This is a genomic window from Tropicimonas omnivorans (assembly GCF_031846565.1).
Lineage (GTDB): Bacteria > Pseudomonadota > Alphaproteobacteria > Rhodobacterales > Rhodobacteraceae > Tropicimonas_B > Tropicimonas_B omnivorans.
Map to the genome: position 1 here is coordinate 188,383 of NZ_JAVRHL010000004.1, position 22,439 is coordinate 210,821.

The 22,439-nt window shown below is 68.0% G+C and carries 21 protein-coding genes; 12 read left to right on the forward strand and 9 right to left on the reverse strand.

Features of this window, described 5'->3' with window-relative positions:
• The first annotated feature begins 2 nt into the window (after positions 1-2).
• On the forward strand, positions 3-1,133 hold the full coding sequence (locus tag RM543_RS16760; RefSeq protein ID WP_311693729.1) for a nucleotide disphospho-sugar-binding domain-containing protein: 1,131 nt from the start codon (positions 3-5) through the stop codon (positions 1,131-1,133).
• Here the strand turns inward: RM543_RS16760 and RM543_RS16765 are convergent.
• From RM543_RS16765 to RM543_RS16800, 8 genes are all read right to left on the reverse strand, one after another.
• Positions 1,130-1,858: a DUF6065 family protein gene (locus RM543_RS16765; protein WP_311693731.1), complete on the reverse strand. Its 729-nt coding sequence runs from the start codon at positions 1,856-1,858 to the stop codon at positions 1,130-1,132. The two genes, RM543_RS16760 and RM543_RS16765, sit on opposite strands and share 4 nt — an antisense overlap.
• A complete protein-coding gene (locus RM543_RS16770) occupies positions 1,855-3,585 on the reverse strand; it encodes a patatin-like phospholipase family protein (RefSeq protein WP_311693733.1) in 1,731 nt (576 codons plus the stop codon). The genes RM543_RS16765 and RM543_RS16770 overlap by 4 nt, the downstream gene beginning before the upstream one ends.
• 179 nt (positions 3,586-3,764) lie before the next feature.
• Positions 3,765-4,805 carry a sodium:calcium antiporter gene (locus RM543_RS16775; protein ID WP_311693735.1) on the reverse strand — a complete coding sequence of 347 codons (1,041 nt, stop codon included), beginning with the start codon at positions 4,803-4,805 and terminating at the stop codon, positions 3,765-3,767.
• Positions 4,806-5,036: 231 nt separating this feature from the next.
• Positions 5,037-6,557, reverse strand: a complete 1,521-nt coding sequence (locus tag RM543_RS16780) for an aldehyde dehydrogenase (NADP(+)) (protein WP_311693737.1) — start codon at positions 6,555-6,557, stop codon at positions 5,037-5,039.
• A gap of 13 nt (positions 6,558-6,570) precedes the next feature.
• Positions 6,571-7,365: an NAD-dependent epimerase/dehydratase family protein gene (locus RM543_RS16785; RefSeq protein WP_311693739.1), complete on the reverse strand. Its 795-nt coding sequence runs from the start codon at positions 7,363-7,365 to the stop codon at positions 6,571-6,573.
• 9 nt (positions 7,366-7,374) lie between these two features.
• Entirely contained in the window at positions 7,375-8,652 is a 1,278-nt protein-coding gene (locus RM543_RS16790) for a TRAP transporter large permease (RefSeq protein WP_311693741.1), read from the reverse strand.
• Between the two features lie 4 nt (positions 8,653-8,656).
• A complete protein-coding gene (locus RM543_RS16795; protein WP_311693743.1) occupies positions 8,657-9,172 on the reverse strand; it encodes a TRAP transporter small permease in 516 nt (171 codons plus the stop codon).
• Positions 9,173-9,238: 66 nt separating this feature from the next.
• Positions 9,239-10,231 (reverse strand): TRAP transporter substrate-binding protein, encoded by a 993-nt coding sequence (locus RM543_RS16800; protein WP_311693745.1) that lies wholly within the window; start codon positions 10,229-10,231, stop codon positions 9,239-9,241.
• 98 nt (positions 10,232-10,329) lie between these two features.
• Here RM543_RS16800 and RM543_RS16805 point away from each other — a divergent pair, with 98 nt between their 5' ends.
• The 6 genes from RM543_RS16805 to RM543_RS16830 all read left to right on the forward strand — a co-directional run bounded on the left by RM543_RS16805 (position 10,330) and on the right by RM543_RS16830 (position 16,844).
• Positions 10,330-11,043 carry a FadR/GntR family transcriptional regulator gene (locus tag RM543_RS16805; RefSeq protein ID WP_311693747.1) on the forward strand — a complete coding sequence of 238 codons (714 nt, stop codon included), beginning with the start codon at positions 10,330-10,332 and terminating at the stop codon, positions 11,041-11,043.
• An 85-nt stretch (positions 11,044-11,128) separates the two neighbouring features.
• A complete protein-coding gene (kdgD, locus tag RM543_RS16810; protein WP_311693749.1) occupies positions 11,129-12,034 on the forward strand; it encodes a 5-dehydro-4-deoxyglucarate dehydratase in 906 nt (301 codons plus the stop codon).
• A complete protein-coding gene (locus tag RM543_RS16815; RefSeq protein ID WP_311693751.1) occupies positions 12,031-13,167 on the forward strand; it encodes a mandelate racemase/muconate lactonizing enzyme family protein in 1,137 nt (378 codons plus the stop codon). The genes kdgD and RM543_RS16815 overlap by 4 nt, the downstream gene beginning before the upstream one ends.
• Positions 13,168-14,028, forward strand: a complete 861-nt coding sequence (locus tag RM543_RS16820) for an amidohydrolase family protein (RefSeq protein ID WP_311693753.1) — start codon at positions 13,168-13,170, stop codon at positions 14,026-14,028.
• A 273-nt stretch (positions 14,029-14,301) separates the two neighbouring features.
• Positions 14,302-15,756 carry an aminotransferase class V-fold PLP-dependent enzyme gene (locus tag RM543_RS16825; RefSeq protein WP_311693755.1) on the forward strand — a complete coding sequence of 485 codons (1,455 nt, stop codon included), beginning with the start codon at positions 14,302-14,304 and terminating at the stop codon, positions 15,754-15,756.
• Positions 15,757-15,932: 176 nt separating this feature from the next.
• Complete coding sequence (locus tag RM543_RS16830; protein ID WP_311693757.1) at positions 15,933-16,844, forward strand: LysR substrate-binding domain-containing protein; 912 nt, start codon at positions 15,933-15,935, stop codon at positions 16,842-16,844.
• Between the two features lie 160 nt (positions 16,845-17,004).
• Here the strand turns inward: RM543_RS16830 and RM543_RS16835 are convergent, their stop codons facing one another.
• Positions 17,005-17,736, reverse strand: a complete 732-nt coding sequence (locus RM543_RS16835; protein ID WP_432280475.1) for an EamA family transporter — start codon at positions 17,734-17,736, stop codon at positions 17,005-17,007.
• Between the two features lie 77 nt (positions 17,737-17,813).
• Between RM543_RS16835 and RM543_RS16840 the strand changes: the two genes are divergently transcribed.
• From RM543_RS16840 to RM543_RS16860, 5 genes are all read left to right on the forward strand, one after another.
• Positions 17,814-18,308 carry a MarR family winged helix-turn-helix transcriptional regulator gene (locus tag RM543_RS16840; RefSeq protein WP_311693759.1) on the forward strand — a complete coding sequence of 165 codons (495 nt, stop codon included), beginning with the start codon at positions 17,814-17,816 and terminating at the stop codon, positions 18,306-18,308.
• A gap of 339 nt (positions 18,309-18,647) precedes the next feature.
• On the forward strand, positions 18,648-19,646 hold the full coding sequence (locus tag RM543_RS16845; protein WP_311693761.1) for a TRAP transporter substrate-binding protein: 999 nt from the start codon (positions 18,648-18,650) through the stop codon (positions 19,644-19,646).
• A 75-nt stretch (positions 19,647-19,721) separates the two neighbouring features.
• Positions 19,722-20,192: a TRAP transporter small permease gene (locus RM543_RS16850; protein ID WP_311693763.1), complete on the forward strand. Its 471-nt coding sequence runs from the start codon at positions 19,722-19,724 to the stop codon at positions 20,190-20,192.
• Positions 20,189-21,493 carry a TRAP transporter large permease gene (locus RM543_RS16855; RefSeq protein ID WP_311693765.1) on the forward strand — a complete coding sequence of 435 codons (1,305 nt, stop codon included), beginning with the start codon at positions 20,189-20,191 and terminating at the stop codon, positions 21,491-21,493. The genes RM543_RS16850 and RM543_RS16855 overlap by 4 nt, the downstream gene beginning before the upstream one ends.
• A 4-nt stretch (positions 21,494-21,497) precedes the next feature.
• Positions 21,498-22,436 carry a dihydrodipicolinate synthase family protein gene (locus tag RM543_RS16860; protein ID WP_116083403.1) on the forward strand — a complete coding sequence of 313 codons (939 nt, stop codon included), beginning with the start codon at positions 21,498-21,500 and terminating at the stop codon, positions 22,434-22,436.
• The last annotated feature ends 3 nt before the right edge of the window (positions 22,437-22,439 follow it).

Here is a 22,439-nt window from a genome sequence, read left to right on the forward strand (position 1 = left end):
GCGTGGCCGAGGGCCGGTCCGCACTCCTTGGAACCGAAGCGTGGCCCGGGGCCGGGCGAGGCCATGCCGCGCGCCTCAGCTCCGTCGCGGCACTCCTCGAGGACGCCGGCTGGCGGACGATTATCGTCCAGCCCCCCGAAGGACCCGGTCTGCCGGCGCGCCGGGACGGCGGCGGTGACGCGACCTTCGCCGAGACGCTGGCCGGGTTCGGGCTCGCCGATCCCGGCGGCATGTGCGCGCGCATGGAGGCATGGCTCGGCCGGATCGGGGCAGTGGTGCCCGATCTCGTCATCGGCGATCTGGCTCCGCATCTGATGCTGGCGGCGCGGGGGGCCTTCCCGACAATCGCGATCGGCAACGGCTTCTTCGTTCCGCCGCCGGATCTGTCGCCCCTGCCTGTCCTGCCGGGGCTGGGCGCGTCGCGGGTCGATCAGGAGGCCCTGCTTGCCGGGGTGAACGCCTGCCTCCTGGAGTTCGGCCGTTCGCCGGCCGCCTGTCTCTCCGCAGCCGTCGGGGGAGACCGGGCTCTCGCGCTGACGCCCGACCTGCTCGACCCCTACGCAGGGAGACGCGAGGGCGGGGGCATCGGTGCGATCGTGCCGCCGGGGTTGACCGGATCGGGCGGTGGAGGGCAGGGCATCGTCGCCTATGCGTCGGGATCGGTGCCTGTCGCCTGCCGCATCCGCATCGCGGAGGCCCTCGAGGCCGTGGAGGGAGAGCGCGTCGCAATCCTGCCCGGCTTGCCGGGGGACGTGGCGCGGCGGCTCGTCTCAAAGGGCATCGAGGTCAGGGAGGAGGCCCTTCCGCTCTCGCAGATAGCAGCGCGGGCGCGGCTCGTCGTGCATAGCGGCGGTTTCGGGCTCGCCGCGGCGATGCTGGCCGCCGGTGTGCCGCAGCTTTCCCTGCATACGGACGGGGAGAAATCTCTGACCGCGGAGGCCCTCGTGCGGGCCGGGGTCGGCCGTGCCCTCCGGCTCGACCTGTTGCCCGGGGCGGACGTGATTGCGGCGGAAATGTCGGAGGCGGCAGCGGACGAGGACCTCGCGCGTCGCGCTCGACAGCTCGCTCGCCACCGCTGGAGCGATCCCCGCCCGGCGATCCTTGCGGCCTGCGAGGCGCTGGTGCCGGACTAATCCGCGAACGGCTTCGGGCGCAGACGGGTGCGGTGGGGCGGCGTCACCGGTTCGGCCGGTCCGCGCGTATAGTCCCGCTGCCACCCGGCTTCCCGCGCGGCGCTGCCCTCGCGCTTCAGATCGCCGAGGAAGGCGTTGCGGCTTTCGGCCCAGGCGCGGTGCTCGGCATGGTCCGGCGCGCCCGCATCGTAATCCGACCGTGCAGGCTCCACATTCTCGATCAATCCGCGCGGCATCGGGAAGAGGTGCGCGAAGGGCTCGCCTGGCTCGAAGGCCACGGTGGCGCCGGGTGTGGTGAAGCGCCAGTTCATCGTGATCCCGAACGGGGACCAGTCGGTCTCGACGATTCCGGTCAGCCCCTGGATATGCGGCTTCGGGCGATTGACCGGTCCCTGCAGCCAGAGATCATGGCCGGGCGAGGTGGAGATCCGGCCGGGGAGCCGGAAGGTCAGGATGCCGGAGCCGAAATGCGACACGGCCAGGGGAGGACGCCGCTCGTCCTGCCCCAGGACGACGACATCGTCGGTCGCTGCGCCGCCGGTCCATGTTGCGACGAAGCGGACGGGGTTCAGCAGCTCCCAGCCATGGGCATTGGCTATGGTGAGGGGCAGGCAGCGATTGGCGAAGGATTCGGGCGTCGCGTCCATCCAGTCCCGCCGGGCCGGCGCCGGGCGCGCCCCGATCTCCCAGGACGGATCCAGCTCGAGACGCAAGGCCACGCTCACGCCGTCAGCTCGTCCAGCACCCCGGCCTCGATCTGCTCGCGCATGTGGGCATAGCCGATGGCTTCGAGCTCGGCGCCGGCATGCCAGTCCATCAGGCCCAGATGCGGCGGGATCGGCGGAACCAGCAGGAGATTGCCGCGCATCGAGGCCGTCGCCATCGCGCGCCGGCTGGTGATGCCCATGCCCTTCTGGAGGATCTGCATGATACGGGGGAAATCGGCCGGATCGTGGCGGCGCAGCGCCAGATCCCGTGCGAGGCGGAAGCGCGGCGGCAGGCGGTCGTAACTGCTCGTCACCCGCCATTCCGTCGGCTGCGAGAGGCCGATGACGAGGTTCGGCCCCAGCTTGATCGACTGGAGCGGGCCGACGGGAAGGTTGTCGATGACCCCGCCGTCGATCAGGATCTCGCCATCCTCGGTCACGACGGGCGGCAGGAGCCCCGGCAGGGACCCCGATGCGCGGACCGCCATCCAAGCCGGTCCGGTCCGGTGCAGGTGAACGTCGTTGCGCGTCAGCGAGGCGGAAACCGCAAGGACCGGGACCGGCAGATCCTCCAGTTGGACCGAGCCGTAATGGTGCTTCAGCGAGGCGTCGAACGGGTGATGGTCGAGCAGGGCATGGATCGGAACGGTCAGCTTCTTCAGCGCGGCCGACCAGACGAAGATCTCTTCCGAGCGGCGCAGAACCTCCGGCGGCGAGAGGCCCGAGGCAAGTGCGATCGCCATCGCAGCGCCGCCGCTGGTGCCGGCATAGGTGTCGATCTCGACCCCGGCCTCCCCGAGCGCGCGGGCGACGCCGAGATGCGCGCAGCACAGCGCCCCGCCGCCGGCAAGGACGAGCCCGAGGCCCCGACCGCCCACGAGCCGCGCGGCGCGGGCCAGGTCGGCCTCTCCTGCAAGATGGTGGTGCATGTGCGGATCGCGCCCTTCGAGCCAGCGCGCGGTTCCGGTGATGGTGGTGCCGGACCTTCGACGCAGTACGAGGTGGCGCGCCTCGGGACGGTGCAGCCGGAGCGCCTCGGCCTCGAGTGGCAGGATGCGCGGATCGGCCTCCGCATCGCCGACCAGGATCGCGGCATCCGATTCGGACAGGGCAGCCTCGGCGAAAGGCGTCAGCTCCATGTCCTCGATCCAGATCGCCTGACCGCCGCCTTCGGCCTCTCGGGTGTGGAACCAGCGGGCGATCCCCTCGGCGTCGTTGCGGAGTTCGGCGGGAAGATCCCCCGCGCGCAGCGGCGCCTTTCCGAACAGGCCGCGGGCGAAGGGCTCGGCGAACTCGCCCGGCACGGCCCGGTTGCCGGCCGGAACCAGCGCGACGATCCCCGGCGGAGCGGGGGCGAGGCGCGGCACATGGGGCACCGCCTCGGCTAGGCGCGCGGCGAGGGAGGCAAGGACCCTGCTTGGCACATCCGTCTGGCGGGCCGCCTCCTCCCATCCGTCCCGGCCCAGGCAGATGACCTCGGCGGTGCGGGCGGCCACGACATCCGCGGTGCGGACGCCGCCGGTGAAAAAGGCGATCTCCCCGATGGGCTGGCCTTCGGAGATCTCCGCGATCACCCCACCGCCGGCAATGACGTGGAACCGTCCCAGCGTGACCAGGTAGAGCGTCTCGGCGGGATCACCGGCGGCGATCAGGCGCTCGCCGCGTTGCAGCTTCCTCAGATGCCCGTGCCGCCGCAGAGCCGCCTCGGTGGCGGCGTCGAACATCGCGGCATCAGCGCGCGTCACATCACGGTCATGGGGCACCTGGGCGGAACTCGCATCGGGAGCTGACTTTAGGTAAACGCTACGTCCTCCCTTCCGCCGCATCAAGCGCGGAGATGCCGGGGCGGGCTGTGGCCGAAGCCGTACCCCGGGCGCCCGTCCGCTGCCGGCCCTCCTGCCGGAGCCGACATCGGCGGCAGACGTCAGGGGCCGGTGGAGAACTGGATGGCGACGGCGGCGGCGTAGATTCCGATGAGGAGGATGCTCTCGCCGCCGATCTTGCCCGGCCCCTGCCGCTGCCGGGCGATCAATCCCCCGATCAGGATGCCGGTCATCAGGAGCGCCGTCGCGATCCAGTAGAAATCCGCATCGCTGACGGCGTGGTAGAGCGAGCCTTCACGGTACGAGATGTCGGACGCGACGAGGAACAGCGTATCGAAGGTATTCCCGCCGATGATGCCGCCGACGGCGAGTTGCAGCGCGCCGCGCCTCACGGCTGCGACGGTCGTCACGAGCTCGGGCATGGATGTCACGGTCGCCGTCGCGAGGGCGCCGACCGTCGATCCCGAGATGTCGAGGCGCTGGGCGAGTTCCGAGGCGGTCTTTGAGATGACATAGCCCGCCACGCCCATCAGCAGCATCAGGCCGCCAAAGATCAGGAAGAGCCGCATGGTGCTCTGGCCGCGGCTCTCGTCATCCTCCTCGTCGGGCTCGTCGGCCATGGTGTCCCGCGTGGCGACGGGGGTCCACATCGGATTGTCCTGCACGCGTCTCTGGGTGAAGAGGCCGCCGGCATAGACCAGCGGGATCACGAGCGAGATCGGGTGAACGGACCAGAGGGTGAATTCGGGCGACGACATCGCCAGAAACGGCAGCGTCAGGAGCACCATCAGGACGATGCCCTGGAAGAGGTTGCTCAGGTCGGCGGCGGCGTGTTCGAGGTTGACCTTGCGGTAGAACATGTCGGCCACAGCCAGGAACAGGGTCTGGGCCGCGATGCCGCCCACGCTGTTCGAGAAGGCGAGGGAGGCGTTGCCGTCGAGCGCTGCCGTCACCGAGACGATGATCCCGCCGAGCGATGTCGCGGCTCCCAGCAGGACGCCCCCGATGAGCGCCTCGCCCAGACCCGTCCGGTCGGCGATGCGGTCGGCAAGCCCCGTCATGCGCAGGCCCGCGAGGACGATCACGGCGCTTGCGGCGAAAAAGGCGCCCGCCAGGATCGACGACGAAAGGGCGTCCCACATGAAATCGCTCCGATGGAAAGACGGCGCCGGGCACATCATCGCGCGTCGGCTGTCCGGGCCGCATACCACCACGGACGCCCGAAAGTGAACAGCCCCCCGCCGTGGGGGGCGAGGGGCTGGCGTCTCAGGGGCGTCTCGTCGCGAGGACCGAAATCTGGCGAGTGGCAGGCGGCGCAGCCGTCCGGTCCCCCGGTGCCGGGGCCGACCCGAAGGCCGGCCCCGGGCAGGGTCTCAGCCGTTCAGATCGGCCGGCAGGACCGCGTCCGGCAGGTTCTGGTAGCAGACCGGCCGCAGGAAACGGCGGATCGAAAGGGTGCCGACACTGGTCGCGCCGAAGTTCGTGGACGCCGGGTAGGGACCGCCATGGACCATCGCGTCGGCGACCTCGACGCCGGTCGGGAAACCGTTGGCGAGGATCCGCCCCGCCTTGCGTTCCAGCACAGGCAGGAGCGTCTTCGCGGCGTCCGCATCGCCGTCATCCATGTGGATCGTGATGGTGAGCTGACCCTTCAGGCCCCGCGCGATCTTCTCCATCTGGGCCGCGTCGCGGCACCGCACGATCAGGCCGAGCGGGCCGAAGACCTCCTCGCCGAGCGCCTCGTTGGACATCCACGTCTCCGCATCCGTCTCGAACAGGAACGGCGTGGCGGAGCGTTCGGCGGGGTCCGTGGTCACGATGGCGGTGACGCCGGCCTCCTTGCCCATCGCCGTGGCGCCGTCCTTGTAGGAGGAGGCGATGCCGGAGGTGAGCATGGTCTGCGGGCCCATCTCTTCGAGCGCGTCCTTCGCGGCGTCGCGCAGGGCGTCGGCGCCCGGACCGTCGAGCACGACGGCGATGCCGGGATTGGTGCAGAACTGGCCGGCCCCCATGCAGAGCGACCCGGCCCACGCCTTGCCGAGCTCGGCCCCGCGTGCGGCGGTGGCCTCGGCGAGAAGGAACATCGGGTTCACGGATCCCAGCTCACCGTAGAACGGGATCGGCTCGTCACGCTGGGCACAGAGATCGAAGAGCGCGCGGCCACCCTTGAGCGAGCCGGTGAAGCCGACGGCCTTGATGAGCGGGTGCTGCACCAGGGTCTGACCCACCGTCCGGTCCCCGCCCTGGATCAGGGAGAAGACGCCCTTCGGCATTCCGGTCCGCTCGGCGGCGGCCTGAATCGCCTCGGCAGCGAGTTCGCCGGCGCCGGGATGGGCGCCGTGACCCTTGACGACGACGGGGCAACCGGCGGCCAGCGCGGCCGCCGTGTCACCGCCCGCGGTCGAGAAGGCGAGCGGGAAGTTCGACGCGCCGAAGACGGCGACGGGGCCGATGGGTCGCTGGATCATCCGCAGGTCGGGACGGGGCATCGGCTGCCGGTCGGGCATCGCGGGGTCGTGGCGGACATCGAGATAGGCGCCGTCCCGGATGTGTTTCGCGAACAGGCGAAGCTGGTTCGCCGTACGCGGCAGTTCGACGGAGCGGATGCGCGGTTCGGGCAGGCCGGTCTCGGCCATCGCGGTCTCGGTGATCTCGTCGACGCGGGCCTCGAGTTCCTCGGCGATGGCGTCGAGAAACGCCGCGCGATCCTCGCGGGAGGTCGCGGCATAGGCATCGAAGGCGCCTTCCGCAGCTTCGCAGGCGCGGTTCACCAGCTCCGGCGTGCCGACCGAGAAGTCATGCGCATCGCCGGTGGCGGGGTCGGACGAGAAGGTCTTGTCCGAAGCGACCCGCTCGCCGGCGATCAGGTGTTTGCCGTGGGGGTGATAGGTCATTTTATCCTCGCAGTCAGTCTCGGTGAATGGGCTCGGCGGTGAACGCCCCGCCCTGGTAGACGGCATCCGGCGAATCCGCGGCCGGCCGGGCATTGTTTGCCTCGACCTTGTCCCGGAAACGAGCGGAACTGTCTTTTGGTTGCCAACCCAGGTAGCGCGACGCGGAATTGTCCCACCATTGCTCGTCGTTGTCCGACACGCCCCAGATGATCGGGGCGCCGAGCCGCGGCGCGCGGAAGACGCATTCGATCAGGGAGACGAAGTCGTCCGGGCTGAACCATGTTGCCATCATGCGGTGATTTTTGGGCTCGGGGAAGCAGGAGCCGATGCGGACGATCGCCGTCTCCTGGCCGAACTTGGAATGATACATCGAGGCCATCGCCTCGCCGAAGCACTTGGACACGCCGTAGAGCCCGTCGGGCTTCATCGGGTCCTCCACGGTCAGATGCCTGTCCTGCGGGTGATAGCCGATGGTGTGGTTGGACGAGGCGAAGAGAATGCGCGGATGGCCGTTCGCCCGGGCCGCCTCGTAGAGGTTGTAGACGCCGCGGATGTTCGCATCGCAGATCGGATCGAACGGCTGCTCCACGGAGACACCGCCGAAATGGATGATGCCGTCGCAGCCCGCGACGAGATCGTGGACGGCGGCCTCGTCGGCGAGGTTCGCCTGGACGACTTCCTCGCCGCCCTCGGCCGGATCCATCTCGGCAAGGTCGGACAGGCGGATCGTCTCGGCAAGGTGGCCGAGGCGGGTTCGCATAACCTGACCCAGCCCTCCGGCTGCTCCGGTGATGAGAAGGCGTTTCATGTGTCGCTCCTAGTCAAACAGGCTTGGCAGATACATCGAGAAGAACGGCACGTAGGTGACGAGCATCAGCGCCACGATGATGGCCGCGTAGAAGGGCAGGATCGTCCGCACCGCCTGGTCGATCCTGATGCCGCCGACGACGCAGCCCACGAAGAGGCAGGCGCCGACGGGCGGGGTGCAGAGGCCGAGGCCGAGGTTCATCATCAGGATCACGCCGAACTGCAGCGGATCCATCCCGAGGTCAGTGACGACGGGCAGGAAGATCGGCGTGCAGATCAGGATCAGCGCCGCCATGTCCATGATCATGCCGAGGACCAGCAGCGTCACGTTCAGCAGCAGCAGGATGACGATCGGGTTGTCGGAGATCATCGTCACGCTCGTCGCCAGAAGATCCGGCACGCGGTAGAGCGCGAGAAGATAGGCGAAGGCCGAGGCCGTCGCGACGAGGATCATCACGAGCGCGGTCGTGCGCACCGCGGCGACCACGGCGAGGACGAACTTGTCCCAGGTCAGCTCCCGGTAGACGAAGGCCGTGACGAGGATTGCCCAGATCGCGCCGAACGCGCCCGATTCCGTCACCGTCATCACGCCCGAGAGCACGCCGCCGACAATGATGACCGCGGTCAGCAGGCCGGGGATCGCGACGAGGAAGCTGATCCCGAGGGCACGGAAGCCGGGAAACGGCTCGCCAGGATAGCCGCGGCGGACCGCGATGGCCCAGGCGACCACACCGAGGATCACGCACATCAGGATGCCCGGCAGGATCCCGGCGATGAAGAGGTTGGACACGGAGACGCCGCCGGCGGCGACGGCATAGAGGATCATGTTGTGCGACGGCGGAATGACCACGCCCGCGACCGAGGAGGTCACCGTGACGTTGACGGCGTAGTCCGCGTCGTAGCCCTTCTCCTTCATCACGGGGACGAGAATCGAGCCGAGCGCCGAGGTGTCCGCGACGGCGGAGCCCGAAATGCCGCCGAAGAGCATCGACGAGGCGACGTTCACCACGCCGAGGCCGCCGCGCATGAAGCCGACGGCGGAGGCGGCGAGGCGAACGAGGCGGGCGGCGATCCCGCCCTGCATCATCAGCTCTCCCGCGAAGATGAAGAACGGGATCGCGAGCAGCGAGAAGACGGAGATGCCCGACAGGATGCGCTGGAACGCGATGAAGAGCGGCAGGCCCTCGTAGAGAAAGCCGCCCACCGTTGCCAGCCCGAGCGCGAACGCGACGGGCATTCCGGCAATCAGGCCAAGGAAGAACAGGCCGAAGAGAAGGGCGAGGCCCATGCGGTCAACCTTTCAGCGGATCCCGGCCGCGCGCATGCTCGGCCATGTGATAGAGGGTGAAGAGGGCGGAAAGCACACCGCAGATCGCCATCGGCAGCGCACGAAGGCCCTCTGCGACGCCCAGCATCGGAATGCGGCGACCCCATGTGTTCAGCGTCAGCTCGAAGCCATAGACCGCGAGCGATATGGAAAAGGCGAGGACACCCGCAAGCGCGAGCCAGCGAAGAGGCGCGGCGATGGCGGCGGGCATCATCTCCCGCATGAAGTCGACGGAGAGATGGGACTTGGTCCAGACCCCGACGGCTCCGCCGAGAAAGGTGATCCAGACGACGAGCACGAGGGCCAGTTGTTCGACCCAGGTCGGCGTGTCGTTCATCACGTATCGGCCCCAGACGAGCCAACCGAAGATCACGATCAGCAGGGCAAGCTGCACTCCGGCGATGCCCATGCACACGGTCGCGACCCCGTGGAGCACGCGGTAGACCGGGTCGCGGGTCTGGCGTTCGTCAACGAGTAGCATGGGGGTCCCCCTCATGACGCGAAAGGGCCGGGCAGCGCGCCGCCCGGCCCCCTCGCAAGCCTCGGGTCAGCCCTCGCCGCCCTGGGTGGCGCGGATGTCCGTGATGTAGCTTTCGAGGTCCGGGTTCTCGGAGATGAAGGCCTCGTAGATCGGCTGCATCGCGTCCTGGAACGCGGCGGGATCCTCGACGTCGTTCACCTCGACACCGGCATCCATCACCTTCTGGCGGCTCTGCTCGGAGCTTTCGGCCCAGAGCTGGCGCTGAAGATCGGCGGCCTCGATGGCGGCCTGGCGGACGATCTCCTTGTCCTCGTCGGAGGTCGCGTCCCACGTTTCCGCCGCGATGCAGATGCACTCCGGCAGGATCAGGTGGTTGGTGTTGGAGTAGTAGCCCGCCACCTCGTAGTGGTTGGAGGTGTCGAAGGACGGCCAGTTGTTCTCCGCCCCGTCGATGACGCCGGTGCGCAGCGACTGGTAGACCTCGCCGTAAGCCATCGGCGTCGCATTGCCGCCGAGCGCGTCGACCATGTCGACGTAGAGGTCGTTGCTCATGACGCGGAACTTCAGGCCATCGAGATCCGCCGGCGTCATGATGGGACGCTCGGTGTTGTAGAAGCTGCGTGCGCCCGAATCGAACCAGGACAGGGCGACGATCCCGGCCTCTTCCAGCGCCGCGGCGAAGCGCTCGCCCGTTTCGCCGTCCATCACCTCGTGCATGTTGTCGAGGTCGGTGAACAGGAAGGGCAGTGAGAGCACGTTGGTCGCGGGCACGATCTGGCCCATCGGCCCCATGTTGAAGTTCGCGAAATCGATGCCGCCATTGCGGAGCTGCTCGATGGCGTCCGGCTGATCGCCGAGGACGGCGTTGTGATAGACTTCGGGCTCGATCCGCCCCTCGGTGCGCTCGGCCACCGTCTCGGCGAAGCTGTCGAGGGCGACGCCGTTGGGATAATCCTCGGGGTGGATGTTCCAGCCGCGCCAGGATTCGGCGGCGACGGGCAGGGCGGTCATGCCGGCAAGAAGGCCGGCGATTGCGGTCGTCGTGAACGGTTTATTCATGATACTCCTCCTCAGGTGGTGGAGGTTGTATGATAAGTTGAGCCCGGTCCTGTCAAGCGATATGATGAGATCGTCAGAAACTGGAGGGCCCTTCCGCCGTGGCCAAGACCGCTTCCCCCCGCGCCCGCAGCCGCAACCTCGTCGGCGGCCTTGTCGATGCCCTGCGCGCAGAGATCGCGGACGGCACGTTCGAGGCCGGTGACAAGCTGCCGTCAGAGGCTCGCCTGACCGAGCGCTTCGGCGTGTCCCGGACGGTTGTGCGGGAGGCCATCGCGGGATTGCGCGCGGACGGACTCGTCGCGCCCCGCCAGGGCGCCGGCGTCTTCGTGCTGGAGCCGCCGGAGGTCACGACCCCCTTCCATCTCGCTGATTACGAAAGAATTTCCTCGGTCATCGAGATGCTCGAGCTCCGGGTCGCCGTGGAGATGGAGGCCGCGTCCCTGGCCGCGGTAAGGCGCAGTCCGCAACAGGAGGAGGCGATCTTCGAAGCCGCGGCCCTCCTGCCTCGTCATGCCGCGGAAGGGCGTCCCACCAAGGAGGCCGACCTCGCCTTCCACCTCGCCATGGCGGATGCGACGAACAACCCGCGGTTCCGGGAATTCCTCGAAGTGCTGGGCCTGTCGATGATCCCCCGCGCGGCCCTTACAATCGGCGACGCCCCCAGCCCGCCCGACTATATCGACCTGCTCTCCGCCGAGCATTCGCGCATTGCCGAGGCGATTTCCGCCGGCGATTCGGAGGCGGCACGGGGTGCGGCACAAGCGCACCTGCGCAATTCGATGGCCCGTTACCGCGAATATATAAGACGATAGACCGCAACTTGTCATACAAGTGTTGACATCCAATCGGTCGCACGGCTAATCGGGAAAAAACCGCCGGTCAGATGGAGTGCACCCGATGGATCCCCAATCAGTGAAGTCCGCCCTCGGGTCCGGTCTGCTGTCCTTTCCCGTCACCGCGTTCGACAAGGACGGCGCCTTCGCGCCGGACCCCTACAAGGCGCATGTCGAGTGGCTGTCGGGCTATCCCGCGAGCGCTCTCTTCGCCGCCGGCGGCACGGGGGAGATGTTCTCCCTGACGCCGGACGAGATCCCGCAGGTCATTCGCGCCGCGAAGGAAGCATCGGGCGACACTCCGATCATCGCCGGCTGCGGATACGGCACCGAGATCGCCATCGGCATCGCGCGCGAGGTGGAGAAGGCGGGCGCGGACGGCATCCTGCTCCTGCCGCACTATCTGACCGAGGCACCGCAGGAGGGTCTCGCGGCCCATGTCCGCGCCGTCTGCAACTCGGTCGGCATCGGCGTGACCATCTACAATCGCGGCGTCTCGCAGTTCGAGTACGAGACCGTGGCCGGGCTCTGCGACGAGTTGCCGAACCTCATCGGTTTCAAGGACGGCTCGGGCGAGGTCGGCCGGATGCGCCAGATCACCGCCCGCATCGGCGACCGCCTCGCCTATCTCGGCGGCCTGCCCACGGCGGAGGTCTTCGCCGAAGCCTATCTCGCCGCGGGCTTCTCGACGTATTCCTCTGCCGTCTTCAACTTCGTGCCGCGCCTCGCGATCGAGTTCTACGATCGCCTCCAGGCCGGTGAGCGCGGCCGCTGCGAGGAGATCCTGAACGACTTCTTCTATCCGTTCCTCAAGCTCAGGGACCGCAAGGCGGGTTACGCCGTTTCCGCCATCAAGGCCGGCGTCCGGATCCAGGGTTTCGAGGCGGGCGCCGTACGCGCCCCGCTGACCGATCTGACGGACGAGGAAATGGAAATGCTCGAAGACATCATCGGTGCCGAGAAGCGATGAAGATCGCCGAGGTCCATACCCACCTGCTCGATCACCGGCTGGAGGTGCCGTTCGAGAGCGCCTCGATGCGGTTCGACCGGCGCACGCATGTGCTGGTCGAGATCGTCTGCGACGACGGCACCGTGGGGTGGGGCGAATGCCTCGGCCCGGCCGGGCCGAACGCGGCGATCGTGAAGGCCTACGCGGCCCGCCTCGTGGGGAAGAACCCGCTCGAGACCGAGAAGATCTGGGCGGACCTCTACAACGCGCTGCGCGACCAGGGGCAGCGCGGCCTCACGATCACGGCGCTCTCGGGCATCGACGTCGCGCTTTGGGACATCAAGGGCAAGGCCCTCGGCCAGCCCGTCTCCATGCTGCTCGGTGGCCGGTTCCGCGACAGCGTTCGCGCCTATGCCACCGGTTCCTTCCGCCGGGACGGGGTGGACCGGGTGTCGGACAACGCGGAGGAGGCCGCCGGTCACCGTGCCGCGGGCTTCCACGCCATGAAGATCAAGATCGGCTTCGGCATCGCCGAGGACCTTCGCGTCATCGCCGCGGTCCGGGAGGCGATCGGGCCGGACATGCGGCTGATGATCGACGGCAATCACGGCTACGACACGCTGGAGGCCATCGAGCTCGGACGCCGGGCGCATGCATTCGATATCGACTGGTTCGAGGAGCCGGTCGTTCCGGAGCACCTCTCCGCCTACCGCGAGCTTCGCTCCCGTCAGCCCATCCCGATTGCCGGGGGAGAGACCTGGCACACCCGCTGGGGCTTTCGCGAGGCGCTCGAGACCCGCGCGGTGGACATCGCCCAGCCGGATCTCTGCGGGTGCGGCGGGTTCACCGAAATGCGCCGCATTGCCGACCAGGCCGCGCTGCATGGCGTCCGCCTCGTGCCTCATGTCTGGGGCACGGCCATCCAGATCGCGGCCTCCCTGCAATGGATGGCGGCGATGGTGCCGAGCCCCGTCCGCCGCGACCCCATCGAACCCATTCTCGAATTCGACCGGACCCACAACCCGTTCCGCCAGGCTGTGATCACGGCGCCGATCGAGCACGAGGGCGGTGTCGTTGCGATCCCGGACGCTCCCGGCCTCGGCATCGAGGTGAATCGCGACGCGCTGGCGGAATTTGCCCTGAAGGAGGTCTGAATGACCATCGACCGCAAGCTGACCGGAACGCCGCCCGCCACCCGTCTGCCGAAAGGCGCGGTGGACACGCAGATGCACATGTATCTCCCCGGCTTCCCGGCCGTCGAGGGCGGCCCGCCGAATCCGCCGGGCGAGCTTCCGGGGCCCGATCAGTATCGAAGCGTCATGGACTGGCTCGGGATCGACCGGGTCGTGATCACGCAGGGAAATGCGCAGCAGAAGGACCATGGCAACCTTCTGGCCTGCCTGGCCGAAATGGGCGATGTCGCCCGCGGTGTCGCCTGCATCGACGGATCCACCGGCGACGCGGAACTCGATCATCTCGCAGAGGCCGGCGTCGTCGGGGCGCGCATCATGGACCTGCCGGGCGGCGCCGTTCCCCTGTCCCGGCTCGAGGCGGTCGCCGAGCGGGCGCGCGCGCGCGACTGGCTGATGACGGTGCAGTTCGACGGCTCTCGTGTCGAGGAGGAGGAGCAGCGCCTTGCCGCCCTGACGCAGCCGTGGATCCTCGATCACCACGCCAAGATCTTCGACGGTCCGACGCCGGGCCGGAAGGCCGCGATCAAGCGCCTGCTCGACACCGGTCACTGCTACTTCAAGTTTGCCGGGTGCTACGAGAGCAGCAGCGCCGGCGCGCCGGGGTACGAGGATGTCGCCGAGGTCGCCCGCGAGATGGCGGACCACGCCCCCGAGCGCATCATCTGGGGAACGAATTGGCCGCACAACATGGCCAAGACGACGGAAGACTATCCCGACGACGCGGCGCTCCTGGATACGGTTCTGGACTGGTTTCCCTCCGATGAGGCGCGGACGCTGGCTCTGGTGGATACCCCCCACCGGTTGTTCTTCGATCCACGATAGGCCGGACTCCTCGGGGCAGGGCGTTCCGGCGCCCTGTTTTCCGGTCGCGGGACTGGTGCCCTGCGCCGCCCTGCCGAGCCTCGGCACCATCCTGACGCCCCTTGGGTCGATCCCTCACGGCAGACATCGATCGGTGAGTTTGAACGGCCCTGCCGGATAAGTGGGTCAGATGACCCAAAATGGCGGCGCTGTCCGAAGGGTATGGTACTGTTTTCCCGCCTGTGGTGGGTCAGACTGCCATCAGTGCAGATCTGACCACCGGAGGTGTTTCCCATGACGACCGACAGCGCAGCCCCGTTCGATGTCTTCGAGGCGGAGATCGCAGGCCTCGGACGCGAGGGAGTGCGCAGCGGCGTCATCGGTGACGGGACCAGTTTCGAGACGCCCTTCGGCACGAAATCCATGATCTATGCGGACCACGTTGCGTCCGGCCGCGCCCTGATGCCGGTGGAGCGGTTCGTGATGGAGAAGGTCCTGCCGATCTACTCCAACAGTCACACCGAAGCGTCGCATTGCGGCCGTCAGATCACCCGCATGCGCAAGGCGGCGCGCGATGTCGTGGCGCGCGAAACGGGCGCTGGCGACGGCGATCACGTCGTCTTCTGCGGCAATGGCGCCACGGCCGGCCTGAACCGCCTCGTCCTGCTCCTGCGCTGCGCCGAGCGGGTGGCGTCCGGCGAGCGCGTCGTCGTCCTGATCGGCCCGTACGAGCACCATTCGAACATCCTGCCCTGGCGGGAGAGCGGGGCCGAGGTGATCGAGATCGTCGAGGCGCCCGGGGGCGGCCCCGATCTCGGGGCGCTGACGGAGGAGCTGGACGCGGCGCGGGACGCCGATCTGGTCGTCGGCGCCTTTTCCGCCGCCTCGAACGTCACCGGCCGCCTCTCCCCGGTCGCCGAGGTGACGCGGCTCCTGAAGTCCTTCGGCGCGCTTGCGATCTGGGATTATGCCTGCGGCGCCCCCTACCTTCCGATGTCCATGACCCCGGAAGAGGACGCGCCGATCGACGCCATCGTGTTCTCGCCGCACAAGTTTCTCGGCGGGCCGGGGGGCTCCGGCGTTCTCGTCCTGCGCCAGGATCTGGATCACGGCCAGCGGCCCACGGCGCCCGGCGGCGGCACGGTGTCCTTCGTTTCGCCCTGGTCGCACACGTATCTTCCCTCCCTTGCGGCGCGCGAAGAGGCCGGCACCCCGGACGTGATCGGGGATATCCGCACGGCGCTGGCGCTTCTGGTGAAACGCGCCATCGGGCAGGACCGCATCGCCCGTCAGGACGAGGCGCTCAGGCAGAAGGCGCTCGCGGCGTGGGCGGGCCTTCCGGGCCTCCATCTCATGGGCCAGGAGGCAAGCGTGCCTGCGTTGCCGATCTTTTCCTTCCAGATCTTCGACGGGGAGGCACAGGTCCATCCACAGCTCGTCACTCGGATGCTGTCGGACCATTTCGGCGTTCAGGCGCGCGGCGGGTGCGCCTGCGCCGGGCCCTATGCGCACCGCCTGCTCCGGATCGATCAGGCGGCCTCGGAAGTGCTCGAGGGGCGTCTGAGCCGGGGGGAGGAACTGGCCAAGCCCGGCTGGACGCGTCTCTCCCTGCACTGGGCGCACCGGGAGGAAGAGGTGGACGCGATCCTCGCCGCGGTGCGGAACGTCGTGCTGAACGCGCGCGAGCTTGCCGGCGGCTACAGCGCGGACCCCGCCACGGCCCGGTTCACACCGTCCAAAGCCGCCTGAGGCCACGTCCGTCCGCCGCCCGTACGGGCCCGAGCAACCTGCGCGAGGCCGCGCGCGGCGCGGCACTCTTGCGCGCTTCCCGGTGCCGCGCGGCTTGAGATGCATCTCTGGACGTGCTTCGCTTGTCCTTGAATTCGTTCGACGGGTCAGGCCGGGCAGGAGCGTCAGGAGACGGGGTGAACCAGAAGCAGATCGAAGCGTTCCGCATGGTGATGCGTCACGGTACCGTCACCGGCGCCGCCAAGGCGCTGAGCGTGTCGCAGCCCGCCGTCAGCCGCCACATCGCGGATCTCGAGGCGTCCCTGGGTTTTCCTCTCTTGCTGCGGTTCGGCGGTCGCGTGGAGGCGACGCGGGAGGCGCATGCCTTCTTCGCCGAAGTCGAGCGGATGTATTACGGCTTCGACCGGCTGGCACAGGAAGCGCAGAAAATCCGCGGCCACCAGCGCACGACCCTGCGCCTCGCATCGCTTCCCATGGCCTCGTTCGGACTGATTCCCGCCGCCGTCAGCGCGTTCGTCGCACGTCACCCCGGCGCCGAGGTGACCCATGACGTCCATACCTCGTCCCGCATCCTCGACCAGCTCTCCGCCCGGCAGATTGACATCGGACTGGCGCAGACCGTCGCGGCGCGGCCCGATGTGGAGGTCGTCGCGTCGTACACGACGAAATGCGTGTGCGTCATGACGCGATCGGACCCGCTTGCGACCCGGGACGTGATCACGCCCGCGGATCTCGCGGGGCGCCCCCTTGTCGTTCTCAACCATCGCACCGTGACCTACGGCTACGTGCTCCAGCGATTTGCTGAGGCTGGGGTCGCGCCCGATATCGTCGCCGAAACGCAGCCCTCCTATTCCGCCTGCGGCCTCGCGGCGCTCGGAGTTGGCATCGCGATCGTGGATCCCGTCACGTCCGGCGTCTTCGGGGAGGCCCTGACCTCGGTGGCCTTCGCGCCCGAGATTCCGTTCGACTTCCAGGTGCTGACGGCGCGCGATGCGCCCTTCTCCCGCGCGGCGGCCGCGTTTCTCGAGGATCTCACCTCCATTCTCGACGCGGATCCGCGCCTGTCCCGTCGCGGCGCCGGCGGCTAGCTCGATGCGCGGGCCGTCCCTGATCCGGCGGGCGGGCGGGCCTGCGAGGCAGGGCGGGGCCGGCTGCCGATCCAGACGCAGCCAAGGACGATGGCCGCGCCGAGAAGCTGGACGCCGGTCAGCGCCTGTCCGAGGATCGCCCAGCCGAGGAGAACCGCGGTCAGGGGCTCAGAAATCCAAGCCCCGTGACGCCGGCGGGGCCGATCCGTTCGATCCCCCGAAACCAGAAGAAATAACTGAGCGCGGCGCCTGCGATGGCCAGCCACAGGAAGCCCGCGACATGGGCGAGGCTCGGGGCAGGGAGGGCCGGCTCGAAGATCAGCGCTGCGGGCAGGAGCAGCAGCCCGCCCGCCGTGAGCTGCCAGGCGGTGAAGGTCAGGGCGGGAACGTCGGGGCGCCACTTGCGCGTCAGGACGATTCCGGAGGCCATGGAGACCGACCCGATGAGCGCCGCGGCGATGCCGATGACGTCGGGATCAGCGTCCGGTCCGAGAACCAGCAGCGCAACGCCCCCGATTCCGACGATCGCCGCGCCGACGCCGCGCGCGGTGAGAGGTGTGCCGAGGACCGCCCGCGCCAGGATGAGCACGATCAGGGGCTGGATGGAGGTGAGCGTGGCCGCGAAACCGCCGGGCAACCGGTAGGCCGCTACGAAGAGAGCCGTCCAGAAGATGGAGAAGTTGAGCGCGCCGAGAATGGCGAGGCGTCCGAGCCAGCGCAGTGGCGGAAGCTGCCGGGTGACCAGCAGGAGCAAGAGCCCGGCGGGAAGCGCGCGCAGAACGGCGTCCGTCAGGGGGTAGCCGGGCGGCAGAAGCTCGGACGTGACGATGTAGGTGCTTCCCCACACCGCCGGGGCGGAGGCGGCAAGAAGGGTGTCGGACAGATTCGGCATGTGATCCTCCATATGTCTCGACGTCGAGATAGATACTTTTATCTTGGCGTCAAGATAAATTCGGGATATGCTGGGGCATGGATCAGGTGGATCGCATTCTTTCCCAATGGGGCTCCGAGCGTCCGGATCTGGACGTCTCGGCCATGGGCACATTCGGGCGGATGAAACGGCTCGTGGACCGCCTCTCGCTGGAACTGCTCAAGGTCTACAAGGCGCACGACCTGACGCCGGCCTCCTTCGACGTGCTCGCCACCCTGCGCCGCGCCGGACCGCCCTACGCGCTCACACCGTCCGCCCTGATCTCGTGGACGATGGTGGCTTCGGGCACGATGACCAACCGCCTCGATCGTCTCGAAGCGTCCGGGCTGGTGCTGCGGCAGGTCAATCCCGAGGACGGCCGCGGCTCGGTCGTCGCGCTGACGGACGAAGGGTTTGCGCTGATAGATGCTGTCGTGACCGAGCATGTCGCGAACCAGCACCGTCTGATGGAGGGCCTGCCGGAGGAGCTCCGCCCATCGCTGGATGAGGGGCTGCGGGTCTGGCTCGCGTCCTTCGAGGGGGGCGCGGACTGAACGGGCTCCGCCTGCAGGGTGCCCGCTCATCGGAATGCGCTTTCCCGGGTGCCGTCAAATCACGCGTCATGCCTCTGAAACAATCGCCGGGCGGCAGCGCCCCGATCGCAGGCGCTGCCCGGGGCGCGGATCTCCTGCCCGGCGCGGGACCATGCGGCCCGATGTGGCCCCTGCAGCGCCGGGGCAGTCCGTGTTCCAGGCTCGATGGGGCAGGGTTGCACGGTTCGGGCATAACCTCCCGGTATGGCCCGATCCTCTAATTGTATTTGTAATTATCGCGAAGCTGGGTTGAGCTTCGTTACGTCAGCTTCACCGACCGTTCATGAAAGCGAGATCAACATGACCCATTCCAGGCGCCTCTTCCTTCTCGGCTCCGCCGCCGGACTTGCGGCCGTCTCCCTCGTGAGCGCCGCGACCGCGCAGGAACACACGCTTCGCGTCCATACCCTCGTGCAATCGCCGCACCCCTACAACGACATGGCCGCGGCCTTCAAAGAGCAGGTCGAGGAGGAGAGCGACGGGCGGATCGCCGTCGAGGTCTTCGACTCCGGACAGCTCGGCCAGGACCCCGCCGTCATCGGGGAGATGGGCTTCGGAACGATCGACATGATGATCTCCACCACCTCGAACGCGGTGCAGAACGTTCCCGAATACGCGATCTTCACCATGCCCTATCTCTTCGAGGGGATGGATGACGTCCTGGCGAAGGTCGGCCCCGGCACTGCGCTGCACGACCATTTCCAGGCCGTCTATGACGAGCGCGGCGTCGGCCTGCACCTCCTCGCCCTCGGCGCGTCCGGCACGAGGAACATGTCCACCGCCGACACGATTGTCGAAGGGCCCGGGGACCTCTCCGGCCTGAAGATGCGCACCCCGCCCTCGCCGATGGACGCCGAGACGTGGTCCGCCTTCGGGATGCTGCCGGTCACGGTCGCCTGGGGCGAGCTCTACGCCGCCATGCAGACGGGCGTCGCCGACGCGATGGAGAGCTCCCTGCCGGGCTATTCCGGCTCCAAGCTCTACGAGGTCGCGCCGAACCTCGCGCTGACGGCGCACACCTTCCAGGTCAATCACACGTCGATCTCGCAGCGGACGTGGGACAAGCTTCCGGACGATCTGAAGACGGTCGTCGAAGAGGCGGCCATCTCGGCCAACGAATACGGTGTCGAGCAGTCCAAGATGTATGACGAGGAGCTCGTCGAGACGCTTCAGTCCGAGAACGGCGTGACCGTCACGCGGCCCGACCCGGCGGCCTTCATCGAGGTGCTGTCCCCGATCCAGGTCCAGCTTGCCGAGGATCTCGACCTCGTCGAGGAATACGAGCTGGTCACCCAGTAAGCCGCCCTTCGCGAATGCCCTCCGGCCGGTCCAGCGCGGCCGGCCGGACGGCCCCCCAACCCGGATCTTCATCCCATGCTGAACAGGATCGTCGACGGCGTGACCTGGGCCGTGCGGCTCTTCATGTGGCTCGGCTTCGCGGCCATGATCGCCACGGTCGCGCTCCAGGTGGTGGCGCGCAACATTCTGCAGACCTCCTTCATCTGGACCGGGGATGTCGCGCAGCTTCTCTTCGCGTGGCTGATCTTCATCGGCGCGGCGGTCGGTCTCAGGGTCGGCGCGCATTACCGGGTGGACATGATTCCGGACGGACGCCCCGCCATGCAACGCGCCGCCGAGATCATCGCGCTCGCGGCGGGTGTCTGCGTCGCCCTCATCCTGCTGATCCAGGGCTGGCAACTGGCCCAGGTGCGGGCCTCCGCCGACGTGCAGTCGCTCGGCATCTCCCGCTTCTGGATGTTCGCTCCCATGCCCGTCTCCGGCGCTCTCATGCTTCTCTACCTGGCCGAGATGGTCATCGCTCCGCGTGAGGGGGTCCGGCCATGAACCCTCTCGTCACGCTCCTTCTCAGCTTCTTCGTGCTGATCGGGTTTCGGGTGAATATCGGCTTCGCGCTGATCCTCTCCTCCGCCTTCGTCATCATCCTCGAGGACCTGCCGCTGATCTCGGCGGTGAACCAGATGTATGCCGGCATCGACAGCTTCACGCTGCTGGCCGTGCCGTTCTTCATGTTCCTCGGTCGGGTGCTGAACGCGGGCTCGATCACCGGGCGGCTGCTCGATGTCGCCGATGCGACGGTGGGACACGTGCGCGGCGGTCTCGGACACGTCAACGTCGTCGTGTCGATGATCTTCGCCTCCCTCTCGGGGTCTGCGGCGGCCGATACCGCCAGCGTGGGCTCGATCCTGATCCCGGCGATGAAGAAGGCGGGCTATCCCCCGGCCTTCGCGGCGGCCCTCACGGCGGCGTCCTCCACTCTCGGCGTCATCATCCCGCCCTCGATCATCCTCATCGTCTACGGCGCCTTCGGCAACGTCTCGATCGGAGCGCTCTTCGTCGGCGGCGTGCTTCCGGGCGCGCTCGTCGCGCTCTTCATGATGATCTACACCTACATTCTCGCGGTGAGGTACGGCTATCCGTCCAACCCCTTTCCGGGCGTGCGCGCGGCGGCGCGGACGGTGCTGCGGGGCTCCCCGCCGCTCCTCATCCCGGTCATCGTCCTCGGCGGCATCGTCGGCGGCATCTTCACTCCGACCGAAGGCGCCATCGCCGCCGTTCTCTGGGCGCTCTTCCTGACATACATCGTCTACCGCGATGCACCGCTGCGCCTCCTGCCGCGGATGCTCGCGGATGCGACCGTGGATTTCGCGATCCCGATGTTCACCGTCGCAGGCGCCGGCATCTTCGGCTGGCTCATCGCCTATCTCGGCGCCGCGCGGCTGGTGGTGGACTTCATCATGGGCGTGACGCAGGACCCGACGCTCATCATGCTCCTGCTGATGGGCTTCCTGCTCCTCGTCGGCATGGTCCTCAATCCCATCTCGGCGGTCCTGATCTTCCTGCCGATCATCCAGGCGCTCGGCAACACGGCGGAGATGAACCCCGTCCATCTCGGCGTCGTGGCCACGATCACGCTGTCCGTCGGGCTGATCACGCCGCCTTACGGGATCTGTCTGCTTATCGCCTCGCAGATCGCCGGCGCCTCGCTCGGCAAATCCATGCTGGCGGCGGCGCCGATCTGCATGCTCACCATCCTTGTCGCGGTCCTGTCGCTCTGGATCCCCGATATCGTCCTGGGGCTGCCGAAGCTCCTCGTCCCCGAACTCTTCCCCGCAACCGGAGGCTAGACCCATGTCCCGCACGAACCCGACCGGCTCCTTCGTCGCTCTCGTCACGCCGATGAATGCCGATGGCAGCATCGACTTCGAGGGCTTCCGCACCCTCCTGAACTGGCACGCCGAGAACGGCACGAGCGCCGTTCTCATCATGGGCTCCACCGGGGAGGTCTCCATGCTCTCCCCCGAGGAGCGCAAGGCGATCATCACCGAGACGGTGAAGATGAAGCCCGGCAACATGCAGATGTGGTACGGGATCACCGGCAACAACACCGCGACCACCATCGACTACGCCCGCTTCACCAAGGACGCCGGGGCGGACGGCGCGATCATGGCCGCGCCCGCCTATATCTGCGCCGACAACGACGCGATCGAGGACTACGCGAAGGAGGTGCTGGACAGCACCGACCTGCCGATGGGCTTCTACAACAACCCCCCGAGGGTGAAGACGGACCTTCACTGGGACAATCTTTTGCGGCTCGCCGATCATCCCAACATGGTCGTCCTGAAGGAATCCACCACGCGGGTCGGGCAGGTGGCGCAGGTCTGCGCCGGCGGCAAGGACCTCTCCGTGATGTGCTGCTGCTCCCCGAACCTCGGCCTCATCATCCCGACCATGGCGCTTGGCGGGCACGGCACCGCGAACATGACCGGCAACATCATTCCGCAGGAAATGGCGACGATCTCGACCCCCTGGGCGACCGGCGAGGATGCCTTCGCCTGCCGCGAGACGTACCTTCGGATGCTCCCGATCCTCCATTTCGTCTATTCCGCCATCAACCCGGTGGCGCTGAAGACGATGATGCGGCAGATCGGTCTGCCCTCCGGCCCGCTCCGCAAACCGCTGCAGCCCGCCAAGCCCGAGATCCTGCAGAAAGGCCTCGATGCGTGGCAGGCGCTGGGGCTGGACGAGAAGTACGGTCTGCCCGTCAAATCCCGCCTCGCCGCGGAGTAGAAG

What these genes read in the sequence shown, in the direction of transcription:
- RM543_RS16775 (WP_311693735.1), bottom strand. Translation starts at nt 4,805, where the DNA reads ATGTGGGACGCCCTTTCGTCGTCGATCCTGGCGGGCGCCTTTTTCGCC.
- RM543_RS16780 (WP_311693737.1), bottom strand. Translation starts at nt 6,557, where the DNA reads ATGACCTATCACCCCCACGGCAAACACCTGATCGCCGGCGAGCGGGTC.
- RM543_RS16785 (WP_311693739.1), bottom strand. Translation starts at nt 7,365, where the DNA reads ATGAAACGCCTTCTCATCACCGGAGCAGCCGGAGGGCTGGGTCAGGTT.
- RM543_RS16790 (WP_311693741.1), bottom strand. Translation starts at nt 8,652, where the DNA reads ATGGGCCTCGCCCTTCTCTTCGGCCTGTTCTTCCTTGGCCTGATTGCC.
- RM543_RS16795 (WP_311693743.1), bottom strand. Translation starts at nt 9,172, where the DNA reads ATGCTACTCGTTGACGAACGCCAGACCCGCGACCCGGTCTACCGCGTG.
- RM543_RS16800 (WP_311693745.1), bottom strand. Translation starts at nt 10,231, where the DNA reads ATGAATAAACCGTTCACGACGACCGCAATCGCCGGCCTTCTTGCCGGC.
- kdgD (WP_311693749.1), top strand. Translation starts at nt 11,129, where the DNA reads ATGGATCCCCAATCAGTGAAGTCCGCCCTCGGGTCCGGTCTGCTGTCC.
- RM543_RS16815 (WP_311693751.1), top strand. Translation starts at nt 12,031, where the DNA reads ATGAAGATCGCCGAGGTCCATACCCACCTGCTCGATCACCGGCTGGAG.
- RM543_RS16820 (WP_311693753.1), top strand. Translation starts at nt 13,168, where the DNA reads ATGACCATCGACCGCAAGCTGACCGGAACGCCGCCCGCCACCCGTCTG.
- RM543_RS16825 (WP_311693755.1), top strand. Translation starts at nt 14,302, where the DNA reads ATGACGACCGACAGCGCAGCCCCGTTCGATGTCTTCGAGGCGGAGATC.
- RM543_RS16835 (WP_432280475.1), bottom strand. Translation starts at nt 17,736, where the DNA reads ATGCCGAATCTGTCCGACACCCTTCTTGCCGCCTCCGCCCCGGCGGTG.
- RM543_RS16840 (WP_311693759.1), top strand. Translation starts at nt 17,814, where the DNA reads ATGGATCAGGTGGATCGCATTCTTTCCCAATGGGGCTCCGAGCGTCCG.
- RM543_RS16845 (WP_311693761.1), top strand. Translation starts at nt 18,648, where the DNA reads ATGACCCATTCCAGGCGCCTCTTCCTTCTCGGCTCCGCCGCCGGACTT.
- RM543_RS16850 (WP_311693763.1), top strand. Translation starts at nt 19,722, where the DNA reads ATGCTGAACAGGATCGTCGACGGCGTGACCTGGGCCGTGCGGCTCTTC.
- RM543_RS16855 (WP_311693765.1), top strand. Translation starts at nt 20,189, where the DNA reads ATGAACCCTCTCGTCACGCTCCTTCTCAGCTTCTTCGTGCTGATCGGG.
- RM543_RS16860 (WP_116083403.1), top strand. Translation starts at nt 21,498, where the DNA reads ATGTCCCGCACGAACCCGACCGGCTCCTTCGTCGCTCTCGTCACGCCG.